General features: G+C 67.5%; 11 protein-coding genes. 5 read left to right on the forward strand and 6 right to left on the reverse strand.

Annotated elements, in window-relative coordinates; translation table 11 throughout:
- The first annotated feature begins 89 nt into the window (after positions 1-89).
- Both AB0L70_RS17740 and AB0L70_RS17745 read left to right on the forward strand, forming a co-directional pair.
- Entirely contained in the window at positions 90-1,409 is a 1,320-nt protein-coding gene (locus AB0L70_RS17740) for a nuclear transport factor 2 family protein (RefSeq protein WP_363685172.1), read from the forward strand.
- Between the two features lie 148 nt (positions 1,410-1,557).
- Entirely contained in the window at positions 1,558-3,732 is a 2,175-nt protein-coding gene (locus AB0L70_RS17745; RefSeq protein ID WP_363685174.1) for a SulP family inorganic anion transporter, read from the forward strand.
- A 5-nt stretch (positions 3,733-3,737) separates the two neighbouring features.
- Here the strand turns inward: AB0L70_RS17745 and AB0L70_RS17750 are convergent, their stop codons facing one another.
- Both AB0L70_RS17750 and AB0L70_RS17755 read right to left on the reverse strand, forming a co-directional pair.
- On the reverse strand, positions 3,738-5,762 hold the full coding sequence (locus AB0L70_RS17750; RefSeq protein ID WP_363685176.1) for an ADP-ribosylglycohydrolase family protein: 2,025 nt from the start codon (positions 5,760-5,762) through the stop codon (positions 3,738-3,740).
- Entirely contained in the window at positions 5,650-6,570 is a 921-nt protein-coding gene (locus tag AB0L70_RS17755) for a phosphatase PAP2 family protein (RefSeq protein ID WP_363685178.1), read from the reverse strand. Before AB0L70_RS17755 ends, AB0L70_RS17750 begins: the two co-directional genes overlap by 113 nt.
- A gap of 697 nt (positions 6,571-7,267) precedes the next feature.
- Here AB0L70_RS17755 and AB0L70_RS17760 point away from each other — a divergent pair.
- Positions 7,268-8,458: an MFS transporter gene (locus tag AB0L70_RS17760; protein ID WP_363685180.1), complete on the forward strand. Its 1,191-nt coding sequence runs from the start codon at positions 7,268-7,270 to the stop codon at positions 8,456-8,458.
- On the opposite strand, the gene AB0L70_RS17765 is transcribed toward AB0L70_RS17760, so the two are convergent.
- The 3 genes from AB0L70_RS17765 to AB0L70_RS17775 are packed head-to-tail and all read right to left on the reverse strand — an operon-like array spanning position 8,369 to position 11,944.
- Entirely contained in the window at positions 8,369-8,809 is a 441-nt protein-coding gene (locus AB0L70_RS17765; protein WP_363685182.1) for a DUF126 domain-containing protein, read from the reverse strand. The two genes, AB0L70_RS17760 and AB0L70_RS17765, sit on opposite strands and share 90 nt — an antisense overlap.
- Positions 8,806-10,020 carry an aconitase X catalytic domain-containing protein gene (locus tag AB0L70_RS17770; RefSeq protein ID WP_363685184.1) on the reverse strand — a complete coding sequence of 405 codons (1,215 nt, stop codon included), beginning with the start codon at positions 10,018-10,020 and terminating at the stop codon, positions 8,806-8,808. The genes AB0L70_RS17765 and AB0L70_RS17770 overlap by 4 nt, the downstream gene beginning before the upstream one ends.
- 10 nt (positions 10,021-10,030) lie before the next feature.
- On the reverse strand, positions 10,031-11,944 hold the full coding sequence (locus AB0L70_RS17775; protein ID WP_363685186.1) for a S41 family peptidase: 1,914 nt from the start codon (positions 11,942-11,944) through the stop codon (positions 10,031-10,033).
- A 146-nt stretch (positions 11,945-12,090) separates the two neighbouring features.
- Between AB0L70_RS17775 and AB0L70_RS17780 the strand changes: the two genes are divergently transcribed.
- Entirely contained in the window at positions 12,091-12,795 is a 705-nt protein-coding gene (locus AB0L70_RS17780) for a M50 family metallopeptidase (RefSeq protein WP_363685188.1), read from the forward strand.
- Here AB0L70_RS17780 and AB0L70_RS17785 read toward each other — a convergent pair.
- Positions 12,792-13,607, reverse strand: a complete 816-nt coding sequence (locus AB0L70_RS17785) for a DUF5995 family protein (RefSeq protein ID WP_363685190.1) — start codon at positions 13,605-13,607, stop codon at positions 12,792-12,794. The two genes, AB0L70_RS17780 and AB0L70_RS17785, sit on opposite strands and share 4 nt — an antisense overlap.
- Before the next feature lie 23 nt (positions 13,608-13,630).
- Between AB0L70_RS17785 and AB0L70_RS17790 the strand changes: the two genes are divergently transcribed.
- The gene (locus tag AB0L70_RS17790; protein ID WP_363685192.1) at positions 13,631-14,206 is read left to right on the forward strand and encodes a hypothetical protein; all 576 of its coding nucleotides are present in this window, start codon (positions 13,631-13,633) and stop codon (positions 14,204-14,206) included.
- Positions 14,207-14,210 lie beyond the last annotated feature (4 nt).

Raw genomic sequence — 14,210 nt, forward strand, 5'->3', positions numbered from 1 at the left:
GAGTGCCTAGGGCAGTAATTAGTGCGGTCTTCCGCGGCCGCCGACGGCTTCTTACCGTCGAAGTCGAGTCTAGGTGAAGGAGCAACACGATGAGAGCCATGGTCCCGGCCGACAACGGTACGGTCGGGTTCGCCGAGGTCGACGACGTCAGCCCGGCGGCGGATGAAGTGGTCGTCGAGGTGGCGGCGTACTCGATGAACCGGGGTGAGACCTTCCAGCTGGAGCGCCCGCGCGACGACTGGCGCCCGGGCAAGGACATCGCCGGCCGAGTGGTCGCGACTGTCCCCGATGGCCCGTCTGTCGGCACCCGGGTGGTCGCCCACCTTCCGCACTCCGGCTGGGCCGAGCGGGTTTCCGTGCCGGTCACGCAGCTCGCGGTCCTCCCGGACGACGTCTCGTTCCTCGAGGCTGCCGCACTCCCACTCGCCGGACTGACGGCCCTGCGCTTGCTCCGTACGGCGGGCAGCGTGATCGGACGGCGGATCCTGCTGACCGGCGCATCCGGCGGAGTCGGCCACTACGTCACCGAACTCGCCGCCGCGGCCGGCGCATCCGTCACGGCCGTGGTGTCGTCCCCCGCGCGAGGTGAGCGGCTGCTGTCGATCGGCGCCGAGGCCCTTGTGTACGACGTCGCGGACGCCGAAGGACCGTTCGACCTCGTGCTCGAGTCGGTCGGCGGCCAGAGCCTGCCGGTCGCTCTCTCGAAGCTCGCTGCCGGTGGCCAGCTGATCTGGTTCGGCGAGGCGAGCCGGCAACCGATCGAGCTGGAGTTCTTCAGCATGTTCGACGGGCCCGAGAACGCGACCATCCGGCACTTCCACTACACCGACGGCGATGACGGCGCCGATCTCGCTACCCTCGTGCGACTCGTCGGCACCGATCGGCTCCACCCGGAGCTCGGCCGGATCGAGGACTGGTCACAGACCGGCGCCGTACTCGATGCCCTGCGCAACCGTCGTATCCGCGGCAACGCCGTACTGACGCTGTCAACTGAGGAGACCGTGATGAAGGACCCGAAGAGTGTGGTGCGCGACTATGTCGAGGCGGTCGCGGCCGGCGACCTGGCGACGATCCGGGCCAGCTTCGCGCCTGATGTGGTGTGGACCTACCCCGGCGACCTTCCGCTGTCCGGCGAGTGGAAGGGCCGCGACACGGTCGTCGACGAGTTCCTCGGCGCGGCCGCGGGCAGCCTGTTCGCCCCGGGTGAGCCGGTGGTGATCACGCTGACGAATCTGATCGCGGATGGCGACCAGGTCTTCGCGGAGTGGACCGCACAGGCGACAGCGCAGGGCGGTGCCGCCTATGACAACAAATGTGGAGCGGTTTTCACTGTTCGCGACGGCGTGATCGTTGCGGTCCGCGAGTACCTCGACACCGACCACGCGCGCCGGGTCCTGTTCCCGAACTAGTTCTGGGCCGTCGGCAACGAATTGGAATTTTCGCTACTCCGGGCTTGAACGGATCAGTACTATGGGTCACCAGATCGACACTCTTTGTTTCGACGCCTGATGCCCAGAGCAACTGCCGAGCACCGACGCCGGAGGACCCGTGCCGACCATGTCCACTTCTCATTCGCCGCCCTCCAGTTCCTGGAGGACGATCCTTCACCACGACCTGCCGGCCTCGCTGGTGGTCTTCCTGATCGCAGTACCGCTGTCCCTGGGGATCGCCGCCGCGTCCGGCGCCCCGCTGATCGCCGGCCTGGTGGCCGCTGTGGTCGGCGGTGTCGTCGCCGGCGCGCTCGGCGGATCCCCGTTGCAGGTCAGCGGTCCCGCCGCCGGCCTGACCGTTGTCGTCGCGGGCCTGGTCAGTCAGTTCGGCTGGGCCGCGACCGCCGCCATCACCTGCGCCGCCGGCCTGGTCCAGATCCTGCTGGGCGTCACCCGGATCGGGCGGCTCGCCCTCTCGCTGTCCCCCGCCGTGGTGCACGGAATGCTTGCCGGGATCGGCGTCACGATCGCCGTCCAGCAGCTGCACGTGGTGCTCGGCGGCAAGGCACAAAGCTCACTTGTCGACAATCTGATCGCACTGCCGGCCCAAGTCCTGACGCATCACCCCGCGTCCGTGCTGATCGGCGTACTGACGGTTGTCATCATGCTGGTGTGGCCCAGACTGCCCAAAGTAAAGGTGATCCCGGGCCCGTTGGTTGCCGTGGTCGTCGTCACCGCGCTGGCCGCGGCCTTCATGGTCGACGTCGCCCGGGTCGACCTACCGGACCGCCCGCTGCAGGAGCTGATCTTCCCTGCGATCCCCAGCGGGACACCGGTCGAGATCATCACCGCCGTACTGACCGTTGCCCTCGTCGCCAGTGTCGAGTCGTTGCTCTCGGCCGTTGCCGTGGACAAGCTTCATCGCGGCAAACGCAGCAACCTCGATCGTGAGCTCATCGGTCAGGGCGCCGCGAACGCCTTGTCCGGCGCACTCGGTGGCATGCCGGTGACCGGCGTGATCGTGCGCAGCTCCACCAACGTCGCGGCCGGTGCGCGCACCCGCGCATCCGCGATCCTGCACGGTGTCTGGATCGCCGCGTTCGTCCTCGCGGTCGGCGCGATGCTCGAGCTGATCCCGATGGCCGCGCTGGCCGGCGTGCTCCTCGTCACCGGTCTGCGTCTGGTTCAGCTCGCCCACATTCGCACGCTGCGCCGCCACGACGAGTTGCTCGTGTACGTCGTGACTGCCGCCGGCGTCGCCGCACTGGGACTGGCCGAAGGCGTCCTGATCGGTCTCGTGCTCGCGATCGCGCGCGTCTTGTATCGACTGGCCAGAGCGACCGTCACCGCGACCGAGGAAGACGGGCGGTGGACCGTGCGGATCCGCGGCACACTCGTGTTCCTCGGGGTGGCATCGCTGGTCCGGACACTGCGTTCCATCCCGACCGGCGCGCACGTCCGCGTCGATCTGGAGGTGGATCACCTCGACCATGCGGCGTACGAGGCAATCGAGGATTGGCGACGCGGACACCTCGCGCGCGGTGGCTCGGTCGAGCTCAACCGGGCTGCGTTCCGGGCCGCGATGCACTCCGAACCGCGTCGGCGGCTGTTGCCCTGGCAACCCCAGGTCATCCCCGCGCCCGATCAACGAGTCTCGATGCTGGACGGAGTACGAGCGTTCGAGGCCTCGGCCGACGAGATCCGGCCGATGCTGGCGAAGCTCGCCGCGGACGGGCAACGTCCCGCACACCTGTTCATCACCTGCGCGGACTCGCGGATCGTGCCGACGATGATCACGACCAGCGGTCCGGGCGAACAGTTCTGCGTGCGGAACATCGGCAACCTCGTTCCGCCGAAGGGCTCGAACAGCAGCTCCGTCGACGCCGCGATCGAGTACGCCGTCGAGGTGCTCGGCGTGCAGTCGATCATCGTCTGCGGCCACTCGCACTGCGGTGCCGCGGCCGCGGCGCTGGAAGCGAACGTCCCGACGGGTTCAGGTCTGCAGAACTGGCTGCGTCACCTGGAACCGTCGGTACGCCGTGCGGTCGGGCTGCCGGACATCGTCGACCCCGCGACCGGGGTGAAGCTGTCCCCGGCGGACAAGTTGTCCGTGGCAAACGTCGGCGTACAACTGGCGAACCTGCGCAGCTTCGCGTGTGTTCGCACGGCTGAAGAGCAAGGCCGGCTCGAGTTGATCGGGTTGTGGTTCGACATCGGCGCGGCCGCGGCCCGGCTCGTGTTGGATCGCGACCCGTACCTGGTCCGCGCCGACGAAGAACTCGCCTCCTCGCTCAAGCACTGAGCCTGTTATGCGGGCGCCGGGGCAGTGACCGGCGCCCGCACCACGACCTGTTGGGTCGCTGTAGTGCCTTCGGTGACCACCAGCGCGACACCACCGCTGTCGAGCGCATCATCGGTGACGTCGAATAACGTCTCGCCGTCGACCGCACCGACCAGCCGATCGCCGTCCACGGTGAGCGCGAGCTGATAGGTACGCCCGTACTCCCAGTCGAACGACTGGCTGGCGAGCACGGTGTGATGCCGGACGAGCCGGACCGTGTTCTGCTCGGCCAACTCGAGCGCGTAGTAGCGCCGCTGCCCTTGGACCCGGGCCGCGAGGCCTGCGGCCACACCGTCCGCCGGAGTCACATCGGCGCCGACGGTGTAGTCCCGCCAGTCCCGCGAGCCCTGGATGAGCAGGCCGGTCCCCTCTTCCTGCGTGATGCGGAACGACTCCGGCCCGTCCTCCCACCGATCGACGGCCCGCACCCAGGCTCGACGCCAGAGAGTTCCGCCGGTCGGCCGCGTCAAGGTGAGGGTCGGCGCTCCATCCCAGGTCAGACTGTCCAAGTCGACAGTCCCCGAGGTCGCCAGGCCAACAGTCGCGACCGGTTGGCCACCGAGGTCCGGAACCGTGAAGGTCAGCTCCGCCGAGTCACCAGACGTCAACGCGGTAGCTGGTCCGGAGAACGTCTGCAGCTCGTCGTTCTCGTCGTACGCCGCGATCGTGAGCCTCACCTCAGTGTCGTCGGTCGCGTCGATCTGCGCTGTGACCGTCTGTCCCGGGTAGAGGGTGGGACTCGCGACCAGGTCGTAGGTCCGCATCTTCTGTGAGTCGGGCGGGATGAACGTCGGGGTGCTGACTGTCGTCCCACCGGGCACGGTCAGGCGGCCGCCGTCGTTGCTGACCTGGCCGTTGCCCTCGGCAATGGTGAAGCCTTGGACCGAGTTGGGCAGCGCGAAGTGGAAGCGGGCGCCGTTCTTCGGGACGACTGGTTGGTCACCGGCCCAGGTCCGTCCATAGCCGGCCAAGGTGAGGGCTTCGCGGGCCGCGTCAGTGATGCTGGCTCCGCCGTCGGCGGTCGGGAGGTAGAGCCGGTCCGCGATCGGGCCACGCCAGTCCGGACCTGCATCGAGCCCGGCCAGTCCGCCGCGGACGCCGCAGATCGCGCCGACGTTGCCGGCGTTCGAGTCGGTGTCCCAGCCGGAGGTGTTGACCACCGTCATCGCCTGGGCGAACTCGCCGCCGCTGTGGGCGAGGGCGTGGATCACCGTCGCGTGATTCGGTACGACGTGACAGTTGCCGCCGTACAGGTGGTAGCCGTACTTGTCCTCGATCCGCGCCCGAGTCGCCCGCCAGTCACCCTCGGCGGCCCACTCGCGGACGTCCGCGATGACGCGGTAGATCAGGCTGTCCTTCGGGATCAGCGTGACAGCGATGTCGAGCAGCCGCTCCATGTCCGGCTCCACGAACGCCTGGGCGACCAGCGCCGCGACCACTCGCGCGGCGTGGATCGCCTCGCCGTCGTGGCTGACCCGCGCGGAACGCTCGGCCAGGTCCGCGGCCGCCTGTGGATCGCCGGGTCGCGTCATCGCGAACCCCTCGACGAAGATCTGCGCGCCGACCTGCTCGGCCACCACCTGACCGTTCCGCGCGATCGAGCCGCTGTCCGGCGCGACGACGCCGGCCTTCAGATTCAGGTACGCCGTGTGCTCGGTGGAGACGCCCGCACCACCCCACCACAGCACCGTCTGCTTCTCGACGATCTGGTCGAGCCACGTCTCGCCGACCTGGGCGGAGGTGGGCTCGATGCCGTGGTCCCGGAGGACCCGCGGGAAGATCAGCGTCCCGATGATGTCGTCGTCGGTGACCACCAGGAGGTGGTTGTTCAGCGGGAGGTCGGTCCGGTCGTTCACGTAGTACGTGATGTCGCCGAGCTCATCGACGATCCGCTGGTACTCCCAGCCCTCGAACGGACGGCCCAGATAGACCGCGATCACCTTGCCGAGCACTCCGGCGTACACCCGATCCTCGTAGTCGGACGGAATCATTACTCGGCACCTCCGCGCCTGCTGGGTACATGGCCGATCTTGACTCAACCATGACCAGGCCCGGCGTGCGCGTCCGGCGTACGTCGAAGATCAGGAGCAGCGGGACTGCGAGGGCCATCGCGACCAGGCCGTCGAGCCAGTAGTGGTTGGCGGTCACGACGACGACCGTGAACGTGATGAGTGGGTGCGCGATCCACAGCCAGCGCCAGCGCGAGTGGGTCGCCCGGATCAGGAAGACCGCGACCATGAGCGCCCAGCCGACGTGCAGACTCGGCATCGCCGCGAACTGGTTCGCGACGCCGGAGTCGGTGCTCGGGCCGTAGACGGACTGGCCGAGCAGTACGCCGGTGTCGATCCAGCCGGGCATCATCCGGGGCGGGGCGAGCGGAAAGAACATGTGGCCGATCAACGCCAGCCCGGTCAGCGAGGCGAGCGCCCAGCGGGCCTTCCCGTACTCGGCCGGGCGGCGGATCATCAGCCACAGCAGGACGATCGCGGTCAGCGGGAAGTGCACGCTCGCGTAGAACGCGTTCGCTACCTCGGCGAGGCCGTCGAGGCGCAGGGCGTGGTGCTGGACTGTTGCCTCGCTCGGTAGGCCGAGCCAGGACTCCGCTCTGATCAACTCGTGGGCATGCCGGAAGGCTGATCCGGTGTGCTCCGCGGAGAGGAACCGGCCGAGGTTGTAGACCCCGAACAGTCCCGCCAGTAGGGCGATCTCCCGCACGATCCGCCACAGCCCACTGGGCGGCGGAGCCGTCGTCCTCGGTTGAGGAGACTGCCCTACCCGCTCCAACGTCATCTGAGCCATGCCGACCCCCGCATCAAACCGAACGCTCGTTCTCTGTTCCACCCTGCGCCGACAACCGCCCCGAAATCAAGAACGGTCATTCGTTTCCCCTGTGAACTCAACCACCATTTCAAGTTATCGCAACTTCCTGATACTTACGAACAATATGAACCAACTCACACAAGGCCCTCGCTCCGCTCGGCCAGCCTTCTTAGCGGCGGCACTCCCACCTCAAGCAGTCCCGCCAGGCGCCGGTCCGTCCCCCGTGCACGCCCTGGCCCGAGCGCTTCACGTTCAGCGGGTGGAGGCCCGTGCCGCACCACGCCCAACGGGTGGAGGAACCCGGGGCGTATCACGCTCGACGGTTTGCGGCGTGGGTCGCACGCCACGGACAGGCAGCTCGTCCACCCGTGAACGGGACACCGGTCCGTGCAACTCCTACGGACGGCAGTCCGTGACACACCACTCCGGACAACGGGGTGGTTCATCCCGCATCACCCCGGTGGGCGGGGTCGCCACACCCACGGGCGGGTAGGTCGCTCTACATCACCCCCGACGGGCGGGGCGTCCATCCACCTCTCTGCCCACCTGCGGTTTCGCTTCCTGCCCACCGGCGCCGGGCGTCCTCTCGCTTCACGCCGCCCATGGGTCCGCGTCGGTCAAGGTGGGGGCTTAATTGGTGGACTGGGGTGGTGGGGCGGGACAGGGTGCTCGGGTGGTGGGTTTGTTTGTTCGGTGGACCTGGGTGCGGGCTGTGTTGCACAACGGGTGGTGGTTGGTTACGAGCGTCTACCTGGTGGTGGACGCGGGACTGTCACCTGCCGAGCTCGTGCTGATCGGCTCCGTGCAGGGTGTGTTTGCGTTGGTGTGCGAGGTCCCAGCAGGAGTGTTCGCCGACACGATCAGCCGCAAATGGTCGCTTGTGATCTCGCAACTTCTGATGGGCACGGCGATGCTCACCACCGGCCTCGTCGACACCTTCCTGGCGCTCCTCGCGACCCAGGTCCTCTGGGGCATCTCCTGGACCTTCGCGAGTGGATCCGACGTCGCCTGGATCACCGACGAACTCGACCAGCCGGACCAAACCACCGCCGTACTCGCCCGCGCCGCCCGCGCCCAACTCACCGGCGCCGCAACCGGCCTGATCGCCCTCGGCCTCCTTGCCTGGGCGACCCGGCGCGACCTCACCATCGTCATCGCCGGCGTCGCGATGATGTCGCTCGCGCCCTACATCGCCCTCCGCTTCACCGAGCACAACTTCGTCCCGGTCCGCACCGCCCGCTGGTCGGCCTCCTGGACCACGTTCCGCCGCGGCCTGACGCTCGTACGACGAAGCCGCGCGATCCTGCTGATCTTCGGCGCCACGTTCCTCGTGAACGGCGCCTCGGACGTGGCCGGACGTCTTACCCAGAAGCAACTCCTCGATCTCGGCCTCCCCACCGATCCCGATCCGATCGTCTGGTTCACCGGCCTCGGCGTCATCGGCCTGATCGTCGGCGCGATCGTGCTCCGCCTGGTCGTCCACCGCATCGACGGCGCCCACGCCGGCACGGACTACGCGCTGGCCGCCGTCGCCGGCGTACTCAGCATGCTCCTGCTCGCCTTCGCCCGGGTCCCGGTCGTCGGTGCGATCGCCGTCGTACTGCTCGCCGGCATCGTCACCCCATTGACCCGCGTGATCAGCACCATCTGGATCAACACCCGTACGACGGCCGACGTCCGCGCGACCACGCACTCGTTCCTCGCCCAGCTCGAGTACCTCGGCGAGATCGTCTGCGGCCTCACCATCGCCGCGATCGCCCGACTGACGAGCCTGTCCCTAGCCCTCGTCGGCTGCGCGATCCTCTTCGCCGCCACCGCCGTACTCATGCGTCAACCGGCCGACCGTCGCGCCGGCCTCAACCCGTAGCAGTCCGTCGGCGGGCAAAGCGTCGTACGCCTCGACCACAACGACCGGAGTGCTCAGGCCGTAGAGCTCAAAGGCAATCAGAGCGCCCAGCGGGATGATCGTGTCCGGACGAGCCAGGATGATCGCAGCCGGCGCTGTCCCGGCACGGATCTGCTCGGCAAGCACGCTGGACGACGAACTCGACCCGCGGCCCGACTCCATGATCAGAACGCGCCCAGCCAGCACGACCCCGCACTGCGGATGATGAGCGTCGACAATCCGACCATCCTCATCGGTCCCGCCCCAGAAGGACAGGGGCGCAGTGAGGCGAAGCGGTCGACCGACCGCCGTACCGGGATGCAGCACGATCATGCGTCGAGCACCACCCGTCCAACGCGCGCCGAGGCAACACACTCCTCCAACGACCCAAGTACCGCGGACACATTGATGTTGCCAGGCGCGTAGTGCGCCCACTTCCCCGAGTTGGTCATTACGTTCTTCCACCCCGGCGCGAGAATCGACGTCACATAAGTGCACGTGTCGACAATCACCGTCACTCCAGCCGACTCCAACACCCGCAGTACGCCGCTCTCCTCCAAACGCGCCCGGGTCATCCGCCCTGTCGACAAATAGAACGGCACCTTCAACACCAGCCCGTCCACGAGAGAGGCCAACCGAACACATTCCGCGTACGACGCGTGCGGCGTCCCAACGCTGACTGCGTCCAACTCCCCCGAGGTAAACGTCGACAACGACCGCCGCACCGCCAGAAGCGTTTCTCGCGAGACAACCCGCACCGGCAACTCGCCCACCTCCGTCGGAGCCTCCGGCGTCACCCCAACCGCGTGAAACAACGCCACACCTCCAGCCGATGCCGCCGCAGCCCCGAAAGCCTTCAGCGAATCCTCCGAAACATCGCCCGGAATCCCAACCAGCACAGGGATCTCGCCGCCGACCACCGACCCGATGTGGTGCCCGAGCAACGGATACACCAACTCCGACTGCAAGAAGGAACCCAACGGCCGGCAGTCGAAAGCTACGGTCCCCCGCCGAGCCTCATCAGTCTGCAAACCCGAGTACGGCGCGCGCCCGGTGATCGCCGCGCAGATGTCGAGGAAGTCGCCGTACCGGTCGGTCCGCGCACCGAGCACGGAGTTCGCGAACACGATCGCATTCGACTCGGCCCACGCGACGTGCTCGCCGAGCCCCGGCCGATTCGGCAGCTGGTACGGCGCACAGGTGAACGTCGCCGTACATCCGAGCGCGACGTACGCCTCCATCAGCTCACGACCAGCGGTGTCCTTGGTGCGGATCAACTCCGGATGGATGAGGTCCATCGAGCCGACGTTCAGCGTGGCGGGAACGCGGACCTTCGCGCCGAGCTCGACCAATCGGTGCGCGAAGTCGAGGCTGACCTGACCGTGATAGAGGCAGGAATCCACATGTGCAGAGGTGATCTCGACCAGCCGCGGCGCGTCCGAGATCGTCGCCGAGTGGACGATCACGCGCATCGCGAGCGCAACACCTTCGCCCTCCTGACCGCCGAGCATCGCTTCCTCTTCGGCGGTCAGGTGAAGACTCATGCCCCCGAAACTAGACCTTGTGCCGCTGTGAGGCGACCAGCACCCCGGCCTCGTAGGCGTCAGCGCGCAGCAGTTGCCCGGGCGTGATGTCAACGATGTCGATGCTGACCGGCATCCCGGTGAGGTCCTCGGACCTGATCGGCCGGTCGTCGAGGTAGAGATCGACCCGATCGATGCCTTGGACATCGATCGCGACAGTGAGCGTCCCAGCACTGAAGGAGGTCTTCAGCTCGAGCCGCCGCATCGGCCGCGCGGCGAGCAGTTCGCCGGCCCGATTCAACAGGTCGACGTTGCCTTCGAGCAGGTCGGCGCGCGTCATCCGGTGCGTCTCGGTCGGCTTCACGCCGAGATCCTCGACCGGTGTGCCCGACAGTTCACCGACCCGCAAGGTGCGACGGATCGCGACCCGCAGGTTCGCCCCGTTCGGCAATGCCTCGTACGGCGACGTTTGATCGGCCGGCGCTGGTTCGCTCAGCAGCGCGGTGAGCAGGCTGTGCGTCCACACGTTCGCGCCGCCCGCACCGGTGTTGTCGTCGACGCCGAGGATCGTGCCGATCGCGTGATCGGCGAACCCGGCCGCGAAGATGTCGGTCGCCGAGTAGACCCGGGCGTCGGTGATCAGCACGACCGGGCCGTAGTAGGTCTGGCCGAGGTCGTTCGCGCCGTCCTCCGGGGTGATCGGCTTCGCGGCCGAGTACGCCGCGCCCGTCTCGGTCGCCAGGTCGAGCGAGTCGAACCACGGACCGAGGTCGATCCCGGCCGGGTTGTCCTTATGCCGACGGCAGATCTTGAGGTTGAGCGGCGTACTGATGAACTGGACCGGCTCCGGCGCGATGTGCCGCGGCGTCATCGTCTGCAGGGTGAACTCGCTGGCGTAGATGTGCCCGCCGCCGTTGTCGCGAACGTCGACAATCAGACCATTCTGCGGCAGTACGGCGACCAGCCGGACGAACTCGTCCCGGAACGCGACCGGGTCCTGCACGCTGAACGTGAAGATCCGCACGTGTCCGAAGGTCCCGGACGGCGTGACGACCTCGCGAGCCCGGAACACGCCAGGCATCGTGGTCGGGATGTCAGCTCCGCCGACGGCGACCGGAGTACTCAGCTCGGTCGAGCTCTGACCGCCCTCCAGGTCGACGACATCGCGGACGTACAGCGTCTTCTTCGCGCGCGACTTCTCGTCGGAGTCCAGGTCCAGGCCCATCACGGCGGAGGCCTCGCTGAGTGCGTCGAGGTCCGTCATCGGCGGGAGGTTCGTGGTGACCTTCCACTGCTCACGCAGTTCCTGCGCGGAACCGTCGAGACCGACGTACGTCAAGGTCACCCAGTCCTCGTCGGGTGGCGCCTGGATCACCAAAGGACGCAGGGTGAGTGACTCGAGGCCGCGGGCGAGGTTGGCGGATTCGTTGCTACCGGCAAATACTGCGCCGTTGAGGGCGACGGCCCGGGCGATCGGCGTACCGTTCCAATGTGTCACCTCGGCGCCCGGCCCGAACTGCGGAGCCTGGAATCCGGTCACGGTCTGGGTGATCAGATAGCGGTCGGCGCCGGCGTCGTAGCACTTCTCGATCATGAACGGCAGGTACGCGATCTTCCCGGCGAACGGCGCGGGCAGCAGGTAGTTCGTGTGCAGATCGCGGACCGAGTGGAAGATGCTCGACATCTGCCGGTGGAAGATCCACTCCGCTTCCATCGTGCCGGCGGTCTGCCGCTCCATCCGCGCTCGCAGCACCCGGAGTCGTTGCACCGGGTTGACCGAGTGCATGGCGATCTTGAGTGGCAGATGGACGTAGTTCTGCTCGAGCAGCAGAAGCGCTTGATCTACAAGCACCTTCCGTTGCGCGAGAGTCAGAGTCCCCGCGGACTCCAGGAAGTCTGGCAGTGGTACGGCGGCGGATGCCTGCCAGGCGGTGGATTTCTTCACACCGCGTTTCTTGGTAGTGACCTTCATACTGCGTGGCTGTGACATGGTGCTCCCCCTCCCCAGGCCGCGATTCAACCGTCGTCCGGCCCTGTGCCGATGTCAACCGCACAAGCAGGGGTTGACCACCGGGCTGCAAGGATGGGCGGGTGAGAGAGTTCTGGGACAGCATCACGTCGGCCCAACCCGAGCCGTCGCTGCGCGTCGTGATCGGTACGGGCGTCGTCGCACTGCTACTGATCGCCTGGCGACCGTTCTGGCGACTGACACGCCAGGTGGTGACGATCGCCCACGAAGGTGCGCACGGGCTGATCGCCGCACTGGTCGGGCGGAAGCTGGCCGGGATCCGCTTGCATTCGGACACCTCCGGCGTAACGGTGTCGCGCGGCCATCCGACCGGTCCGGGGATGATCGCCGTACTGCTCGCCGGCTACCCCGGCCCGGCGCTGTTCGGGATCGCCGCCGCGTTCGTGCTGAGTCGCGGGTACGCCGTTGCACTGCTGTGGGGTCTGTTGCTGGCCCTGGTGATCCTGCTGCTCCAGATCCGCAACCTGTACGGGCTTTGGTCGGTCCTGGTCTTCGGTGCGCTGGTGTTCGGCGTGACCTGGTGGGGTTCACCGGCGGTGCAGTCGGCGTTCGCTCACTTGCTCACGTGGTTCCTGTTGCTGGCCGCGCCTCGCGCCGTACTGGAGTTGCAGCACTCACGACGAGGCGGGCAGGGGCGTAGCTCGGATGCAGATCAGCTGCGACGTCTGACCGGCATACCGGCGTTGATGTGGGTCGGAGTATTCGGCCTGGTCACGTTGGCGTGTTTGGCGGTCGGCGTGGTCTGGTCCGGGGTGTTGCCGGGCTAGACCGGTGGCGGCAACGTCACGCCGAAGCCGGTGAGCGCCAGGCGCAGCAGGACCTGGCCTGGACGCAGCAGGTCCGCGATCTTCGCCGCACTGAGCAATTCGAGCTCCGCCAGGCGATGTCCGTAGTTGCCGTGGACGCGTGCCTTCTGCAACTCGACGGTGTTGTGCCACACCTTCTGCCGGGACTCGCGGAGAAACCGCTGCGAGGACAAGCGGTTGAGCGGTGTCAGCACCTGGTCGACCAAGCTGCGTGGACCCGACGCGGCCAGCTCGTCGTCCTCGGCCCGCACCCGCTCCGCGAGTACGCCGTCAATCCGTTCGTGATCGCGTCGACGCCGAGCCATCAGCAACGGATCCAGGAAGTCGTCATCGCTGATCACGGCCAGGAGCGCCTGCGGCAGGTCGTAGTTCACATGCGCGTTGATCCCCAGCAACACATGCCGCAACCCCGGCAGCTCGGCGGGCGCATCGAACGCCAACCGCCACGGGCGGGCCACGACACTCGACCGCACCTCCTCGCCGGTCCCCACCTCGCTTCTCCCGACCCAGTCCTTGCCGACCATCTTTCGTACCGGTGGTCCGGCGAGATCCGCGTCATGGGCCTGGAGATAGAGCTCCGCGAACTTCACATCCCACTCCTCGACCCACGCGGGATCCTCGAAGCGGGCTTGCTTGATCGCCTCGCCGACCGCCTGCGTGGTGCGCAGGTATGTGCCGAGGAAAATCCGGCGGTGAGCCAGCTCGTCCGGCAGGTCGTCGAGCCGTTGCCGCATCTGCGCGACGACGCCGTCCACCGGATTACCATCGATCATCGGATCTCCTCAGGGGGAGGATCATGCGAACAGGTCCACTGTCCTTCGACCCGGTGGTGGTCGGCAACCGTGAGACGGACGCCTGGGCCGCCTACTACCGGCACGACTGGCGCCGGTTCCTGATCGCGTCGGTGGGGATGGTCGCAGCCGGTTTCGGGATGTCACCCAGCCGGACACTGACCGGAGCCTGGTATGTACTGCGAGCCAACCAGATGTGGGCGCCGTACCCGGACAACCAGCCGGACGCGGCCCGTGCGTACATGCGCCGCTTCTACGAACTGGTGGGCCGAACGAGCGGCCTGAGATTCGACCCGGCGGAGGCGGCGCGGCTGGAGGTCGAATGGTGGCGGGTCCATCGGGCGCACCAGCATTACGGCACGGAGGAGCACCTCGAGACCGCCCTGGTCGATCTCTACGCCTATGTGTACGACGCCGATCGGACTGCCGTCGGGCCGGCTGCGCAGAAAAGGGTGGAGGCGATGGACCTGTCCGACCGATGGGTCCGAGCCGGGTGCTCGCTCGACCATCCCCTGCTCACGGAGGAGCGGCGTGCGCTCGTTGCGTCGTACGCCGCCCTCCGCATTGCTGTCGAGCGTTAGTCCC

Origin of the sequence: Kribbella sp. NPDC051952 (assembly GCF_040680855.1) — a bacterium.
GTDB lineage: Bacteria > Actinomycetota > Actinomycetes > Propionibacteriales > Kribbellaceae > Kribbella.

Bases quoted from the DNA above. Each gene is read 5' to 3' on its own strand.
- AB0L70_RS17740 (WP_363685172.1), top strand. From the start codon at position 90: ATGAGAGCCATGGTCCCGGCCGACAACGGTACGGTCGGGTTCGCCGAG.
- AB0L70_RS17790 (WP_363685192.1), top strand. From the start codon at position 13,631: ATGCGAACAGGTCCACTGTCCTTCGACCCGGTGGTGGTCGGCAACCGT.
- AB0L70_RS17750 (WP_363685176.1), bottom strand. From the start codon at position 5,762: ATGATTCCGTCCGACTACGAGGATCGGGTGTACGCCGGAGTGCTCGGC.
- AB0L70_RS17770 (WP_363685184.1), bottom strand. From the start codon at position 10,020: ATGAGTCTTCACCTGACCGCCGAAGAGGAAGCGATGCTCGGCGGTCAG.
- AB0L70_RS17745 (WP_363685174.1), top strand. From the start codon at position 1,558: ATGTCCACTTCTCATTCGCCGCCCTCCAGTTCCTGGAGGACGATCCTT.
- AB0L70_RS17765 (WP_363685182.1), bottom strand. From the start codon at position 8,809: ATGATCGTGCTGCATCCCGGTACGGCGGTCGGTCGACCGCTTCGCCTC.
- AB0L70_RS17785 (WP_363685190.1), bottom strand. From the start codon at position 13,607: ATGATCGATGGTAATCCGGTGGACGGCGTCGTCGCGCAGATGCGGCAA.
- AB0L70_RS17755 (WP_363685178.1), bottom strand. From the start codon at position 6,570: ATGGCTCAGATGACGTTGGAGCGGGTAGGGCAGTCTCCTCAACCGAGG.